At 56.5% G+C, this 14,799-nt stretch carries 23 protein-coding genes; all 23 read right to left on the bottom strand.

Going from position 1 to position 14,799, the window contains the following annotated elements; genetic code table 11:
• Positions 1–240: 240 nt before the first annotated feature.
• The 23 genes from D7024_RS01370 to D7024_RS01275 all read right to left on the bottom strand — a co-directional run bounded on the left by D7024_RS01370 (position 241) and on the right by D7024_RS01275 (position 14,795).
• Positions 241–630 carry a type II toxin-antitoxin system VapC family toxin gene (locus D7024_RS01370; protein WP_072868173.1) on the bottom strand — a complete coding sequence of 130 codons (390 nt, stop codon included), beginning with the start codon at positions 628–630 and terminating at the stop codon, positions 241–243.
• Positions 620–850: a hypothetical protein gene (locus D7024_RS01365; protein ID WP_207543866.1), complete on the bottom strand. Its 231-nt coding sequence runs from the start codon at positions 848–850 to the stop codon at positions 620–622. The genes D7024_RS01370 and D7024_RS01365 overlap by 11 nt, the downstream gene beginning before the upstream one ends.
• A gap of 154 nt (positions 851–1,004) precedes the next feature.
• Positions 1,005–1,337, bottom strand: a complete 333-nt coding sequence (locus D7024_RS01360) for a nucleotidyltransferase domain-containing protein (RefSeq protein WP_121450218.1) — start codon at positions 1,335–1,337, stop codon at positions 1,005–1,007.
• A 182-nt stretch (positions 1,338–1,519) separates the two neighbouring features.
• On the bottom strand, positions 1,520–1,987 hold the full coding sequence (locus tag D7024_RS01355; RefSeq protein ID WP_121450217.1) for a type II toxin-antitoxin system VapC family toxin: 468 nt from the start codon (positions 1,985–1,987) through the stop codon (positions 1,520–1,522).
• Positions 1,988–1,992: 5 nt separating this feature from the next.
• Positions 1,993–2,163 carry a hypothetical protein gene (locus D7024_RS14665; RefSeq protein WP_165859229.1) on the bottom strand — a complete coding sequence of 57 codons (171 nt, stop codon included), beginning with the start codon at positions 2,161–2,163 and terminating at the stop codon, positions 1,993–1,995.
• A 77-nt stretch (positions 2,164–2,240) separates the two neighbouring features.
• Positions 2,241–3,062, bottom strand: a complete 822-nt coding sequence (locus D7024_RS01350) for a tyrosine-type recombinase/integrase (protein ID WP_243113652.1) — start codon at positions 3,060–3,062, stop codon at positions 2,241–2,243.
• Between the two features lie 40 nt (positions 3,063–3,102).
• Entirely contained in the window at positions 3,103–3,549 is a 447-nt protein-coding gene (locus D7024_RS01345) for a site-specific integrase (RefSeq protein ID WP_121450215.1), read from the bottom strand.
• Between the two features lie 682 nt (positions 3,550–4,231).
• Positions 4,232–4,555 (bottom strand): hypothetical protein, encoded by a 324-nt coding sequence (locus tag D7024_RS01340; RefSeq protein ID WP_121450214.1) that lies wholly within the window; start codon positions 4,553–4,555, stop codon positions 4,232–4,234.
• A 5-nt stretch (positions 4,556–4,560) separates the two neighbouring features.
• On the bottom strand, positions 4,561–4,914 hold the full coding sequence (locus D7024_RS01335; RefSeq protein WP_121450213.1) for a hypothetical protein: 354 nt from the start codon (positions 4,912–4,914) through the stop codon (positions 4,561–4,563).
• A gap of 17 nt (positions 4,915–4,931) precedes the next feature.
• Positions 4,932–5,936 carry a toprim domain-containing protein gene (locus D7024_RS01330; RefSeq protein WP_121450212.1) on the bottom strand — a complete coding sequence of 335 codons (1,005 nt, stop codon included), beginning with the start codon at positions 5,934–5,936 and terminating at the stop codon, positions 4,932–4,934.
• A 19-nt stretch (positions 5,937–5,955) separates the two neighbouring features.
• The gene (locus D7024_RS01325) at positions 5,956–6,147 is read right to left on the bottom strand and encodes a hypothetical protein (RefSeq protein WP_121450211.1); all 192 of its coding nucleotides are present in this window, start codon (positions 6,145–6,147) and stop codon (positions 5,956–5,958) included.
• Entirely contained in the window at positions 6,144–7,028 is an 885-nt protein-coding gene (locus D7024_RS01320; protein ID WP_243113651.1) for an ArdC-like ssDNA-binding domain-containing protein, read from the bottom strand. Before D7024_RS01320 ends, D7024_RS01325 begins: the two co-directional genes overlap by 4 nt.
• Before the next feature lie 45 nt (positions 7,029–7,073).
• Positions 7,074–7,238, bottom strand: coding sequence for a hypothetical protein (locus tag D7024_RS14660; RefSeq protein WP_165859228.1), 165 nt, complete (start codon positions 7,236–7,238; stop codon positions 7,074–7,076).
• A complete protein-coding gene (locus tag D7024_RS01315; protein ID WP_121450210.1) occupies positions 7,239–7,493 on the bottom strand; it encodes a hypothetical protein in 255 nt (84 codons plus the stop codon).
• A 90-nt stretch (positions 7,494–7,583) separates the two neighbouring features.
• Positions 7,584–8,279: a hypothetical protein gene (locus tag D7024_RS01310; protein ID WP_125185602.1), complete on the bottom strand. Its 696-nt coding sequence runs from the start codon at positions 8,277–8,279 to the stop codon at positions 7,584–7,586.
• Between the two features lie 178 nt (positions 8,280–8,457).
• Positions 8,458–8,745, bottom strand: coding sequence for a hypothetical protein (locus tag D7024_RS01305; RefSeq protein ID WP_121452407.1), 288 nt, complete (start codon positions 8,743–8,745; stop codon positions 8,458–8,460).
• Between the two features lie 41 nt (positions 8,746–8,786).
• On the bottom strand, positions 8,787–9,359 hold the full coding sequence (locus D7024_RS01300; protein ID WP_121450208.1) for a hypothetical protein: 573 nt from the start codon (positions 9,357–9,359) through the stop codon (positions 8,787–8,789).
• An 86-nt stretch (positions 9,360–9,445) separates the two neighbouring features.
• Complete coding sequence (locus D7024_RS01295; protein ID WP_243113650.1) at positions 9,446–9,760, bottom strand: type II toxin-antitoxin system PemK/MazF family toxin; 315 nt, start codon at positions 9,758–9,760, stop codon at positions 9,446–9,448.
• The gene (locus D7024_RS15040; protein ID WP_243113649.1) at positions 9,747–9,998 is read right to left on the bottom strand and encodes a hypothetical protein; all 252 of its coding nucleotides are present in this window, start codon (positions 9,996–9,998) and stop codon (positions 9,747–9,749) included. Before D7024_RS15040 ends, D7024_RS01295 begins: the two co-directional genes overlap by 14 nt.
• Positions 9,999–10,385: 387 nt before the next feature.
• Positions 10,386–10,733 carry a hypothetical protein gene (locus D7024_RS01290; protein WP_121450206.1) on the bottom strand — a complete coding sequence of 116 codons (348 nt, stop codon included), beginning with the start codon at positions 10,731–10,733 and terminating at the stop codon, positions 10,386–10,388.
• Between the two features lie 210 nt (positions 10,734–10,943).
• Positions 10,944–11,594 carry a hypothetical protein gene (locus tag D7024_RS14655; RefSeq protein WP_165859227.1) on the bottom strand — a complete coding sequence of 217 codons (651 nt, stop codon included), beginning with the start codon at positions 11,592–11,594 and terminating at the stop codon, positions 10,944–10,946.
• Complete coding sequence (locus D7024_RS01280; protein ID WP_121450205.1) at positions 11,563–12,402, bottom strand: hypothetical protein; 840 nt, start codon at positions 12,400–12,402, stop codon at positions 11,563–11,565. Before D7024_RS01280 ends, D7024_RS14655 begins: the two co-directional genes overlap by 32 nt.
• Positions 12,393–14,795 carry a DNA topoisomerase III gene (locus D7024_RS01275; protein ID WP_121450204.1) on the bottom strand — a complete coding sequence of 801 codons (2,403 nt, stop codon included), beginning with the start codon at positions 14,793–14,795 and terminating at the stop codon, positions 12,393–12,395. The genes D7024_RS01280 and D7024_RS01275 overlap by 10 nt, the downstream gene beginning before the upstream one ends.
• Positions 14,796–14,799: the final 4 nt, after the last annotated feature.

Raw genomic sequence — 14,799 nt, 5'->3', positions numbered from 1 at the left:
CGAGGAGGTAGAGGCCACCAAGGGCCAGCGCTGAAGTTCCAGCCATAATTCCCCCTCTAGCCAACGCGGGCATGTGTTTAAAAGCTGAATAAACCTCCTCCTTCACCCGGGATAACGACCATCTCATAAAAACCACCTCGCCTAATGAATTTAGCTGTCCCAATAAAATGAAAAAGGCCCGGATAAACCGGACCCAAAAAAGGAAAAACCCGGCGAAACCGGGTTTATTTCTTCAAATTTCTACCATTTTTCGATCTTCAAATCTTCAATCTCAGAGAAATGAACATCTCTCGTCACTAAAACGAAATCGTATTGTCGAGAAATGGCCGCGATCCAGATATCATTCTCGGGTATGGGCCGCCCTTTCTTCCGCAATTGATCTTTGATTAAGCCGTACTCACGCGCCGTACCTGTGTCGCAGGCCACCACCGTGCTGCTGGATGCGAATTCCGCCAACCGCGCAAGGTTCTTCTCCACCTGGCTGGACTTGTGGGCTCCGTAATACAACTCCCCCAGGACAATGCAGGGTACAAACACTTTGTTTGCTTCCATCAATTTTTCCTGAACAGATTCGTCCCCTGCAAAAAGGGCAATGACAATGTTTGTATCCAGAAGAAACTTACCACTCATTTGCATCCACCCGCTCGCAGGCGTCCTCTATAGCTCTTTTCATCAATTCCCCTTCTTCCGGCGATATAACCCCGGCAAAGCGAAGCAAATCCCTACCGGGCGTTCCTTCATTGAGAGTAAACCTTAATGCCCGGGCGAATTCAAGAACTCGTTTTTGAAAGTGGAAAGGCAGGCGGTTAACCTCCATTAAAATTTCCTGTTGAATTGGCTTAGTGTCCACTTTAACCACCATCCCTGTTTGTTTAAATCCTAACACCGCTACGGAGGTCGGGTATAAACCTAGTTAAGCACTTTTAAAAGCCCATTCACCCTCACCCCAGTTGTCCCAGGCTTTTTCCGTTTTCTGTGAGGCAAATTCTTTTTTGAAATCATTATTATCCATGGAAAATTATCCCCTCTTGAGTAACGTTGCGGTAAAAGGGATCAACTTTAAATGAGGGAGAATCGAATTCTTGAATATCGCACGCCAGAGCTATCACCGGAATGTCTTCTCTCATGCTGATTTCAAAGGCTTCATCTATAATCGTATCGCGGATCTTTTTATCAAGCCTTTCCGTCACCACAAGTACGTCAATGTCGGATCCCGGAACGCTGGTTCCCCTTGCCTGGGAGCCGAATAAAATTATTACTTTCACCGGAACATCTTTTTTCCTGAGAGCCTCCGCGTATGATTTTACGATCTCTACAGCTCGTTTATTAATAGGCACGGAACAATCGCCTGCCGGGGTTTAAACTGTAGTCATACAGGATCTTCCAAAGCTCCAACGTTAAAATAACATACGTATGCATATGAATGCAACCGTATAGTATGTCAAAAGATAAAATATCCCGGTTCAACCGGGCAAAATTATACCCATAAAAATAGCCCGAAGGCTGTATTGGGTTCTGTTTACGAAGTTACGTCACCCTGGTACTGGTACGGAACCACTATTTCCAAATCCGGGTGCGGGACATATTTAAAGTCGTCCGGGTTTCTGGTATATAGCGGCAATTTATAGGCTATGGCGGTGGCCGCTATGTAACAGTCTTCCACATGGTGGTCACGGTATTCGGCAGAGTGGCGGGAAAGCAAGCCGGCAATCCGGGCAATCTTTTTGGTGGTTGGTAATATGAGACAGAACTGGGGCAGGATAGTTTGGATACGTTTTTCCTCTTGTTCGGAAATATAGGGATATTGGAGCACCTCTTTGATTGTGTGACAGGAAATATATCTTTTAATCCGGTTGAAGGTAAGATATTTAAACAATTCAATAACCTGCCTGGAATTAAAAGCGTGTTCAGGATTTTTCGGCCTAGATTTCCGATATGTTCTGAGCAAGTCTATTATAATATTTGTATCCAATAAAACACCGTCCATTGGTATTACCTCTTATCAAAGAAAGAGGTATCTTTATCCTCCCACAACCCAGCCAGTTTCATAACTGCAGCCATTTCCTTTTGGGCTTTCAACTTTTCGATGGGTGATAATAGCTTTCTACGCCTTTTTTTAAGGAATTCATTTTTTATTCCGTAAACAATTTTGACCGATTCCATGGTTACACCTCGCCTCCTGTTGCCAGGGACATCGTCCCTTTAATAAAATTATCTCATGCAACCCCACTGATGTAAAGTTACTTCCCCGTATAAACACTGGTCACTTCCGGCCTGCCGTGGCCCAGAAGCTCCGCCACCTCCAGTTTCGCCGCCCTTTCCGGACTTACCCTGTGGAGGCCGTATTTCTCCGGATGCTCCAACCGGCAGGCCAGCTCCTCCCGGGCGTAGGCGTGGCGCAATCCGTGAAAGGTAATCGGCCGGTCGGTGATTTCTTCCCGGTGCCGTTCGATGAATTTCTGGATGCTTTTGATGACTCTGTGCGTCTTTTCGCCCGGCGCGACGAAGATCTTCTCCCCCCTGGTACCCCCGCGCTCTTCCAGGAACCGCTCCAGTTCCATCTTTAACTCCAGGCGCAGCGGCACCCGGCGCACCCGGCCGCCTTTCCCTTTGACCTCCAGTTCCCCATCTTTCAGGGCGTCCCGGACGTGGCCCACCGTAAGCCGGGTACACTCGTGGATCCTCAGCCCCGCGTGGCGGGCCAGCTTCATGGCCATCACCACGTCCGTACGGCCCAGTTTTTCGGCCTTCTCCAGCATCCGCCTGTATTCTTCTTCCGTCCAGGCCCTATCTTTGCCGCCGGCCGGAGTCTTTTCAAGCCCCAGCGCCCGGTTATCCGGCAGTTCATTGCGCGAACCGGTGAAGCGATGGAAAAACCGCACCGCCGCCAGGTCGTTTTTCAGCGTCTTTTCAGATATGCCTTCCTGGCGGCGGTATTCCACGTATGCCCGCAGGTGCTTTTCGCCAACGTTGGCAATCTTCTGCAGGCGGTACTTTTCCGCGCAGAACCAGAGGAAGTTCTTCATGCTGTCCCGGTACCGGAAATGAGATTTTTTGGACATCGCGTGGGTCGTGTTTTTTACCGCCTCACGCCAGATTTTTTCAAGCTGAGCCGAGAGATTTCTGTATACCCCTTCGGAGCTTTTTGCGCCGGCAGTTGTTTTTGATTTCTTCACAGAATCGTTTGTCATCGAGCCTCGCCTCCAATTCCAAAAGTATATTGTTCTCGGGCAGTTCATATTTCCGCCAGGGAATCTGCTGGTGCCACCAGCGGATGATGGAGAGATAGTGAAGAACCGTTTTCTCGCTTCGCCCCAGTTGTTTTAAGTACCTGATAAACGCTGCAACGTGGCGGGGCTGGATATTACGGATGTCTTCTGGACCAAACCGTTCCGCTAGAAAATAAGTAAATCTAATATACGCTCGGTACCACTCCATGCGCCGCTCATAAGAACCGCCCCTTGCATACCGGGCCACCCTTTCCACAAACTGCCGACCCAGGCGGTCGAGGACGGGGTCGCCGGTATTTTCCCAGGAAACCCGCAACATTATATCAACCCTCCTGATCTAGATTCGTTTTTGTTCTAGTCTGATTGCAAAAAAGACAAAAACTTCCCAGAGGTCCCTTCCCCCGAACCCCCGTTACGTGGGTATATGCGCGGGAAAACCTCTTTAAAATTACCCTTCGGGCCTTATTTTTTGCGGCTTCGCCGTCGCGGGCTGCGCCCGTCTCAGTGCCCCCTCCGCTTTCGCTCCGGTGGCCTGAGACGGGCTTCCGCCCGTTTTTGCGCTTCGCGGTGCGGGCTTGCGCCCGGTTACGGCTTCGCCGTGCGGGCTTGTGCCCGTTGCCTGCCGCTTTGCGGTTTGCCCGGCGGGCTACGCCCGGGTTTGCATCCCCGGGTAGGTTATTCGGTTGTCTGCGTGCTCCCGACGGCCGGCTTTCAAAGCCCGCCTCGCACGCCGTTGTGGGCTTGTTAAGCATTCACTGAGGCCCCGTTACCCCATTTATGGGGGCGGCAAGTGCCGTCAGGACCCGTGGTGTGGACCCCATACTCCATATGGAGTGGTCAGACAGCGCTTAATCGCGTCATAACCAGGGATCCGGTGAACGCCGCTAATTAGCGGCGGGGGAGGAGCCGGCCGGAAGCCGGCGTCATACCTCCGTTAGTTGATTAAGGTTAGAGCAGGGGCCGACCCTGCGGCCGGCACCCCTGATTTCGTTGATCTCGTTTTACTTCATAGCAACCAGCTTGCCTTCCTCCATCTTAAAGATCGCGTCCAGCGCAGCGGCGAGAGTGACAGCGTCAACCAGGTTCTCGATCCCGATGTACTGCTGGACATCTCCCGCTGACCACTTCCGGGCATCCAGGCACCCGCAGCGGTTGAAATTTGTTACCGCAACCAGGAAATCTCCGCCCCCGATACCGCCTGAAGGCCGGACGGCAATCCACATCTCCGTACCCCGACCGCTTACCACGTAGTTACCTTTTGCTCTCAGCGGTCTAATCTTGACCGGCCAGCTTTCCTTTCGCAGGTATGCCTGTACTTCCATCATTCGTACTACCCCCTCGCCAGGAATATGTCCGCTTCCGATTCCCCGGTTTCTTCACCCCACTGACTGCGCGGGGCAAGCAACGTTCCATTCCAGTTGTAGTCCCGCCCGCAGCGGTCGCAGGTGTTGGTGAAACCGTCGCAGATGACGGTTTCACCGCAGTCGCACCGCACTTCCACATAGCCCGGAATTCGCCTTTTGATGTACCTGACAGGATCCGGCACTTCCATCGTTCCGCAAATGGGGCACTTCTCGGGAGTGGTCCTTTTCCAGTTACCGGCTCCGCATTTGGGGCATATAACCCCGCCACCGATTTGTTCGGTAACATATTCCGCCGGCACCCTTCTGATCACTTTTGACATTCGATCCATCTCCTTTCTTACACCCGCACGACCCGCACTTCCATACCGGCCGCCAGGGCGTCGTCTATGCCTTTCTTCCCGTTCCACACCGCCCGGCCGACCACCAGGCCGTGTTTTTTCAGTTCCGCTTTCAGCGCCTCATACGCCCGACCTACTTCCGGGTTGGTTTCCAGGTCCCGGTCGTAGGCGATCACTGCTTCTTTCGCTCCCAGTGCCAGGATGACCGGAATTACCGGCCGCCAGGTGGCGGCACTTAATGCGCCTACCACGACGGCGCCCAGGTACTCGCCGGCGATGTCCGCCTTTAGCGGCCCTTCGGTGATCCATATCCGCCGGTCTTCGGTTTTTGCGGGTCTGGCCACGTGGGCCGGGGTGCCGCAGGAGCAGCCGCCCCGGCTCTTGTGACCGCTGAACAGCTTATATTTCCCGCCCCGGGCGTCGTCCATGCGGCGCTGCAGGGCCTGGATCCGGCCCTTTTCGTCCCGCACCGGGATGAAATACCCCGGCTGCCGGTCGAAGGTCCAGTAGGTCCCGCCGTGCGGCCCCCGGGCCTTGTAAAACCCGGGGATGCCGGCCAGGTCGTGGCCCATTCGGATCAGGCGCCTGCATACCGACCACGGGGCTTCGGTTCCGGGGACCGATCGGTAGCCGTTCCTCCTGATCTCCCATTCAGTCAGCCCGCGCCGGAGCAGGTCTTTTCTGTGGCGCGGGTGCAGGTAAAGGAGTTTCAGGAAGTCACGGTACACCCGGTCCCGCACTTCCACCGGCGCGGTTTGCGCCGCGGTTATTGTGTCTTCTTCCATGAGCGCCGGCAGGTTTACCATGCCCGGTTCCAGCCAGTGGAGGTAGGCTACCTGGCCGTTGCTCAGGATCACTTCCTTGAACGCGCCTTCGCTTACCCGCATGCAGCTGGCGATGAAGCTGTTGTAGCCGCACCAGTCGCCCCTGCCGCAGATGGGGCAGGGGTGCGAAGGATTGACTCTCACAAACTTTTCCTCGGGGTAACGGTGTTCCGCTTGCACCCCTGATTCCCCCTCCTGCTTAGAGTTCGCAGTCAGCTAACCTTCTGGCTTCGTTCCGGTCGCTGGTTTCCGCCACCAGGCGGACGAGCCGCATCAGCCTTTCTCCACGGGTAATCTCCTCGCGCAGGTAAGTCTCCCGCACGCTGGACATTGCCACCAGGTAGGTGGTATCCTCACCTGCGTTTTGTGCCTCCCAGATCCGATATGTCAAGCCGCACACCCCCTCTCTTCCGGAGTGGCGGCTTCCAGGATGACTTCCAGCACCTTTTCCACGTCGGCCAGGACACCCATGACGGCTTTCAGCGCCTTCCGGCCGTCCTGCCCGGCGTAGTGCCGGATGTACTCCCACCCGTGCCAGATGTAACCCTTGAAGCCGTACATCTCGCACAAGGCGGCAGCCACCACTTCCGCGACAATTTCCTGGTCCGCGTGCTGGCCGGGCTTCAAACCGCCCGGCTTCACCTGGTGGTGGACAGCGTGCGCCAGCTCGTGGAAAAACGTCCTGGCGTCGTGGGTGTTGAGCACGATCTCTCTCCTGGCGGGGTCGAAGTAGCCGTAATACCCTCCCACGAAGGGTTTGTATTTCACGTCACCCACGAACCGCATGGCCACGTCGAAAAGCGGCGGTGGCTCCGGCGGGGCGTAATCTACTTCCGGCAAAGGAGCACCTTCGGTGTCCTCGTAGCGGAACACCGGGACGCACCGGAAGCCGGTAATAACCACCCGCTCCCGCTCCACTTCCCGCTCTTCGCCGGTGTCGGAGTCTATCTCCCGCTCCCTGACCGTTTTCTTTTTGGTGCAGGGTGCCAGGATATAGAACGCCCTGGCGCCCTTTTTAACATGCCGCCCGGCTTCTTCCCACTGCTTGAAACCCCTGGCGTCTTCCGTCCCGGCCAGATACATCAGCAGGCGGTTTCCCAGGCTCCATCTATCGGACGGCCTTTCGTACCCGGCCTTCGCCCGGATGACCGTCCGGGCCACGGCATGCGGCAGATCCCCGGTGCGGAACATCTCCAGGAGACGGTTTAAAGTCTCTCTCGCTTTTTCGGTAACTGTCATCGTGCGCGGGGCGGACCATCCGGCCCGCCCCATTCTCTCCTTTCTTGAGAATGGTTTGGGCCGGGAGGCCCGATATCCTTACTCCCGAAAGCTGTCCCGCCAGTCGACCAGCCTGATTATCAGCTCGTCCAGGCTGTCCCGGAAGGGGTAACCGGCGGCCAGCTCCTCGTCCCAGTCCTTCTCCAGCTGCACAAAAACGGCCACAGCCGAGTCCAGCAGGCGGTATGTCCTTTCTCTATCCATTCAGCCCACCGCCTTTTTTACCAGCCTGGCCGCGTCCTTGATAACCGGGTAAAACCGGTCGTCAAACTCGCACCGGTCGGCCACGGCCTCCAGGGCGGCATAAGCGATCCAATTGAGCAGGGTGGAATGAACCTCGCCGAAGGCGGCTTTCAGCTCCTTGCGGGTGATGTTGTTGTAACTATTGACGCCTTCAGCAATTAGTTCCACTCCTTTTCTGATATCGTTGATCTTCTGAATCGTTCTCCCGTCCATCATGAATTGCGGGGCGGACCCTCCCGGCCCGCCCCATTCCCTCCTTTCTTTGAAATGGTTTGCGGACCGGGAGGCCCTCTAGATGTTAAACTTTTATATGACGCAGAGTTCCCGGAGCGCGCTACACTTCTCTAGGACGCAGCCCGGCAGGAGGCCGCGTTCCCAGAGGTAATTTCTGAGTTCGCGTCCGGCCTCCAGCTCGTCTCCTGCTTCCGTCACGACTAGACCGTCATGGAGAAGACCTGCCGCGCGGAGCGGCTCCCGGAGTTCGTCCGGCACGTACTCCAGCATGCCGTTCTCCTCCGGGCGATCCCCGTAGAAGCCGCCGCAGGAGTCGATCTCTACAATGTTCCCGCCCACGATCTCGTAGGCGGAGAAACCGTAAATTTCCCCGCGAAGATACTGGTCGTAAGTTTCAACCTCCGCGTGCAGGATTTCCTCGGTCCTGCGGAGGACATCTCGAGTAACCCGCTTCACCCCAAACTCTTCGCGCAGGCGGGCCTTTGTCACGTATATCCAGCCCACCTGGCTGCTGTCCCAGGGACAGGAAAATCCGGTGGTATTCATCGTGATCCTGCCGTGGTCGTATATATACAGCGGCAGGATCACAATGTTGTGCCACCCTACCTCCTTCGACACCCACTCCCGGAACTCGTCCGGAGTGTGGAAGTCGTGCCGGTCACCCAGACAGTACCTCCGGTGGAAACACACCATCGTCCCCAGGTTGCTCCACTCGCGCGGAGATTCCGCATACTCGTCGTACCAGACTTTTACCAGCTTCATCAGCATGAACGGCGGACCCCCGGCGGCCCGCCCCATCTCACCTCCTTGTCTGAAGTGAGTTAGGCGGGCCGGGCCGCCTGAGTGATTAAGTTTTCCTTAATAAAGCAAAAGAGGACGGTCGGGACATGAATGTCCCGTTTTCCGTCCTCTTGCTGGCCTTGACAGCCTTATTATTAAACCTTATTTACCGCAAGGTCACCGCCAGCGTGGCGATGATGCCGCCGAATCCCAGCAGCATGGTCACCAGAAGACCGATTGACCAGCGGTAAATGCCGTGCATTTCTTGCCTAATATCGTTTACTTCTTGCTTTAAACCGTTAAATTCTTGCCTGATCCCACCAAGTTCCTGCCGGAATTCGCTCCGCAGGTTGTTCTCCATCCGGTCCATTCTCTCCATGAGATAGAGAAACCAGTGCGGAGGCACTTCAGGCGATTGTTCGCCTGTGGCAGCCACTTCTCTTTTTGCTTCCATAGCCATCACCCGCCTTCACCTCCAGTTTACCATTCCGGAGGCTAGCCGGCAACCTCGACGCTTACCGCGAAGAGTTTGTCTTCGCCCATAGGCCGGTACTTAATCTTCGCCTGTTTGCCCGAGGATGCCTGCAGGGCCTGGCCGTTACCGTTCTTGGCGCAGATTTTGTATTCTGTACCGTCCCCGGTAACCGCAATCGCCCAGACGGTGCTTTCGCTCTTTCCGGGCTTCACTTCTTTAATGGCAAAAGTATCAACCTTCAGCTCTTCCTGATCTTTGCTTTTTTCCCTGTTGGATTCATTTTCGTCTCTTTGCGCCGATTTCTGCTCGCCTTTTACCAGCGCCGCCAGAACTGCCTGCGCGTCGTCCGCTCTGCCCGCGCCGATGAGCGCCGACAGCAGGTTGATGGTCGCCACGGCGGCCGTCTGCCGGGAACGCAGCCACTCCAGTTCCCGGTCGGTGTGCGCCAGGTTGTCCCTGACGGCCCGGAGGGCTTCTTCATCCCCGCCTTGGGAAAGTTTCTTTTCCAGGTCCGTCCTGGCGGCCATTATGTCGCGTATTACCGTCGGTATCTCGTTAACTTCCTTAACCAGCTTGACCAGCATTTCTTTCATGCTTCCGGGCTACGGGCCATCCGGCCCGCGCCCAATCACCTCCTTGGAAATGATGATTGGTTTTGCGGGCCGGCGGCCCCTGTTCTTTACAGGCCAAAGAGCAGGGTGATCTTTTCTCGCACCCCGGCAAGAGTTTCAGCATCAAGGCGTCCTATTGTTCTCACCGAGACCTTCGAGACCACCGTGATATGGTCGCAAACTACTTTCGACGGTTTTTTTAGCCCTGCTTCTAGCCATCGCTCGATCTTTAAGTCCCATTTACCAGCAACCGCGCTTCCGGAAATCTTCGCAACTACCAGGTCCTGCCTAGCCTTGTTATGCTCATATGAGCTTAATACCACTGAAGGCCTGGTCTTGCCACCAGGTATATCCTTGTATGGCATATCCTTAACGACTACCACGTCTCCTGGTCTGAAGCCGCTTCTCGCGTTCGTCCGCTTCTTCCCATTTCTTGCGGTAAAACTCGTCAAGTTCCTCGTCTTCCCAGTCCTCGAGGTCGTAGAATCCGGTGGCCTCATGTAAGACCACCCTCTTCCCCTCCAGCTGTGGCCACAGCCGGCACATAATCCGGTTGAACAGCCAGTTCTGGTCCTCCCAGGATAGTTCCGCTATGAGCCGATCTATTTCTTCTTTCGTCATGGTATTCTCCCTTCATTCCCCGGCACGCTCCCTTTCTAAAAATTGAAGCGCCCGGGGTTTTTCTCCCGCGGGCGCTCATTTCCAACGCCCGCAGGGGCTTTCAAAAGCAAAGAAACACCTCAACAGAGCAAGCCAGTGTTTCGCTCGCTTTTATCTGCCAAGGTGTTTTACTCCCTGAAGCACCATCTGCCGGATGATGCCGCTATTATTCCGTTTTCTCCCGCACGCCTTTTGGCGTGCATGTTTCGCACGCTCTTTCAAGTTTTCAGCCTGCACACCTGCAGGTGTACCGGTTCTCCGCCCCATGCAAGCCAAACGCTTGAACTCGTAACGCCGCAGGCGGGGGCACAGCCTTTCGCGCGGCGCTTAGCCCGGCTCGGTTTCTTTTCACCGCCGCAGGTTGGGCGTTCCTGTTTCCCGGCGGCTAGCCCGGTTCGTGTCGGGGAGGCCACCCCCCACTCTCAACGCCACTTGAAGCTGGGCGGCTTCGGCCTGTGGCGCTTGGGACTGCTCGCTTACAAGGGGTATCTTACGGCTGCCTTCGGAAGAGTCCACCTTCCTGCCGCTGCGGTCTAACGCCGCCCACCCCAGGGGCCGGATACAGCTCCGGCCAGGCAAGGCACCCTGCTGCTCATCGCCTGCAGTCGTGCCGTTTTGCCCGTTTCTTACGGCTGGGTCCCGCCGCCCGCGCCCGCTCATCGCCGTGACGCCGGGAAAACGGAGTGCGCTGCTCATCGCCGAGGCACCCCATCCTGCGAGTACACCCTGCTCATCGCCGTGGGACTTTTCGCAGGACCTCTCTTGCCAACGTGTCCGCCTGCTCATCGCCGTGACGGCCGTTCCGGAGCTTCCATCCGTACCGGGAGAAGGCATCCCGATAGGCAAGGAGTAAAAAATTTGTGTCTTACATCTTTAACCAAAACTTAACAAGCTTTTTGGCCTCTGTCAAGTGCTTTTTTGAAAAATTTTATGCCTCAGTTCACCGGGATCAATCAGCACCTCGTCTGCGGTGTACATTTTTCCAGGCGGCGCCAGGTCTTCTCCCTCCCGTAAAGTCGGGAAGATGCACACATCGGCGTGCGGGAGGGGGGTTTCGCCCCGGCGGGGCGCGTCGATTACCCATTTTTCCGCACCTGAGGTGCCTGTGAATTCCATTTCGGCCACGGCGCCGCCCCTGCCGTTTCTCACCACCCGCCACTTGAACCCGGGCACCTCTTTTTTCGCCAGGGCGTAGAAAAGCCCCAGGGCCGCCATGCGGCATGCTTCCTGGGCGTCCTTCGGCGGCCTGGCGTCGGCCGGAAGCCAGAGCCGGAACTGCCCCTTGAATTGCCCTATTTCGGCGAAAACGTTGACCCAGCGCGCCATTCCAGCCCACCAGAGGCTGTTAAAGGCCGTACCAGCCGTCTGACGGGAACAACTCAAAGCAGTGGCGGCCGCGCCGGTAGTCAGCGCCTGGGCTTCCGTAAGGCAAGCCAGCAGGTCGAAGGCCCGGCCGGTGAAGTCGATTGATTCGCCGTCCCCCCGTTTGTACTGGGCCGCCCCTATTGAGATCCCCCTCGCGTAGTTAACGTTTTGCTTCCCTGATTCTCCTTTCACGCCGCACCCTCCTTCCCCGTATGCGTTCCGGGTCCAGCACGATCAGGTGCAGTTTCCTTTCCGCCCTGTCGAAAGACATTACCTGAAACGGCAATTGTTCCCCTTCCTCAATCCTTTTGTTAAGCGGATAGCCGGCCAGGCCGACCAAACCCTGGCGGACTTCGACGAACATTTCCCTGCCGCGAATTTTTAAAACTCTGCCGGTTAGGATTGTACCCCGGCTGAATTCTTCGTTTTCCCAGGGGTCCTTGATTGATACCCGTATATCTTTCTTCTCTTTGTCTATGGCCTGAACCGTAACCCTGATCAATTGCCCCGGCCTGTATATCACGTCCAGGGGAAGCGATCTGGAATAGGCCGCATTTCGATACGGCACTTCAACTATCACGCCGCCGCCGATGTCCAGCCCCACGCCTCTTCTGGATACAAAGCGCACCAGGGCCGGAATTTCTTCGCCTTCAGTGAGGGTGCCCAGCAAATGGTTGATCGCCTCTTCGACCACTTCCCGCCGGGTGCAGGCTACAATGCCGTTCTTCCTGTCAATGCTTTTTATTTTGACGTTCACTTTCTGATTGACGAAGAAATTCATCGTTCTTTCGCTGGGCAGCCCGGTTTCGGACGAGGGTACCACGCCGCGCACTCCGTCCGCGTCTTCAAATTTGAGTTCCCAGTATAATCCGTTCAATGTTTTCGGCCTTACGACGGACGTTACGACCGCGCTTAAAACGCTGTCGCGGTCTTTGGCATCATAGAAAATATCCCATTGATCCAGTTCCGTTATGCTGGTTCCTTCCGGAGCTATCCGCATACATTATCCCCCCTGTCGGTTTTGAACTCGAATTCTATCTTGCCGTCTTCACCCAAAACCAGGACAGCTTCAAATTCCCTGCCGGCTTTGGATTTAAAGCCTTTGATGACGCCGGTTTTGCCCTTCTGGAGCAGTTCTTTTGCCTGGCTGACCGTGATTTTTTTGCCGGCGATCTCCTTCCAGATGATGAATTTGCATCCCTGGTTCCAGCCCGCGCAGCCGTAACCTTTTTTGCCCTCGATAACGTCCTTTCCGCACAGCGGGCACCTGCCCAGGACGTGGCCGGCATGGTCGGCAAACTCGAAGTTGACCCTGCCGTCCTCGCTCAGAGTCAACGCGGCGTCGAAGCTCTTGCCGGCTTTTGATTTAAAGCCTTTGATGACACCGGTTTTGCCCTTCCAGAGCAGTTCTTTTGCCTGCTTGACCGTGATCTTTTTGCCGGCGATCTCCTTCCAGATGGCAAACCTGCAGCCCTCCTTGTACCCGCTGCAGCCGTATGATCTGGCAAACTCCACCACATCCCGGCCGCACAGCGGGCATTTGCCCATCACCTCCTCCCGGTGTACCGCGCCGTTTGCTTCCTGTTCTTTTGCCATGGCCACCACCTCCCGGGTGAAGTTCTTGAGGCCGTGCAACCACGTCCGGGCGTCCTCCAGCCCCTCTTCTATACGCCGCAGCCCGTCTTCCCATTGAGCGGTCAGTTCCACCGATTTCAGTTTTTCCGGCACCAGGTCTATCAGTGCTTCGCCCCGCAGGGTGGGCACCAGGGTTTTCCTGCGGCGCTCGATGTATCCCCGCTTGATCAGCGTTTCGATGATTGCCGCCCTGGTGGCGGGGGTGCCGATGCCGCCGGCGGCTTTGAGGGTTTCGGCCATTTCCCTGTCGTCCACCAGGCGGCCGGCATTTTCCATGGCTGCCAGAAGCGTGGCTTCGGTGTACCGTTTCGGCGGCTTCGTTTGCCGCTCGACGGCACCCGCTTCTTCGACAGCGACCGTCTCGCCCTCGGCCAGGGGCGGGAGCGGTTGTGATTCTCCGTCTTCGTCCTTCCCATCCTTTTCCTCTTTTTCTTCCGGCCCGTATACCGCTTTCCAGCCCGGATCGATCTCGACCCGGCCTCCGGATTTGAAAGTCTCGCCCCCGGCTTCGGTGACCACTTTGGTTTCGTCGTAGACTGCCGGGGGATAAAACATGGCCAAGAACCTCCGGACCACTAGGTCATACACATGTCGTTCCACGGGGTTAAGGGCCGCCGGGTCCGGAGTCACGTCCGTGGGGATGATGGCGTGGTGGTCCGTGACTCCGGCATCGTCGACGTGACGTTTGCCCGGCATCATCCCCGGCCTTATACGGCGGACCAGTTCCCCGTATTCCGGGCATTTTTCCAGGGCGGCCAGGCGCTTTTGCAGGGTGTCCCTCGCCAGTGCCTCCGTTAGATGGCGGCTGTCGGTCCTGGGGTAGGTTATGAGTTTGTATTTTTCGTAGAGTGATTGGGCGGCGTTCAGTGTTTGCTGGGCCGTCATTCCGTACTTCCGGTTGGCTTCTTTCTGCAGGTCGTTCAGGTTGAAGAGCAGGGGCGGGGCCTCTGTTTTAGAGCGTTTTTCAACTTCCGCCACCCTGCCGGAACCGGCGGCCAGGGCGGCCCGTACCAGTTCCTCCGCCCGTGATTTTTCTTTGATGCGGCCCTCGCCACCCCTGAACCACCTGCCCCGGTAGGTGGCCCCGCCGCTTTTCTGGAAGGCAGCCCAAACCTCCCAGTAGGTCTCCGGCTTAAAACCCCGGATTTCCCTTTCCCGCTGCACCACCAGGGCCAGGGTGGGTGTCTGCACCCTGCCGACAGAAAGCAGGGTTTTGTGTTTCACCGAAAACACCCGGGTGGCGTTGATCCCCACAATCCAGTCGGCTTCGGCCCGGGCCCTGGCCGCCGCTGCCAGGTTGTCCAGTTCGCGGCCGTCCCTTAGCTTTTTGAAGGCATCCCTTATGGCGGAGGGGGTGGCCTCCGAAAGCCACAGGCGTTTGATTGGCTTCCTGCAGCCGCACCACTCGTATATGCGGCGGAAGATCAGTTCCCCCTCACGCCCCGCGTCGCAGGCGTTGATTACTTCCGCCACGTCCGCCGAATTTAGCAGTTGCTTCAGGATCTTGAGTTGCTTCGCGCCACTCCTGATTGGATGCAGTTTGAACTCCTCCGGAAGGATGGGAAGCTGCTCAAGAGTCCATTTGACAAGGGCCGGGGCGTATTCATGCGCGTCGGCCAGCTCCAGGAGGTGGCCCAGCGCCCAGGATATGACCAGGTGGTCATTCTCCAGGTAGCCGTCTTTTTGCGCGAATTTTCCCAGGGCGGAGGCAATATCGCGGGCGACGGACGGTTTTTCCGCTATGACCAGCTTGCGCAAAACG

The sequence above is a fragment of the Desulfofundulus salinus genome (assembly GCF_003627965.1).
GTDB lineage: Bacteria > Bacillota > Desulfotomaculia > Desulfotomaculales > Desulfovirgulaceae > Desulfofundulus > Desulfofundulus salinus.
This window is presented reverse-complemented; position numbering and strand designations above follow the sequence as displayed.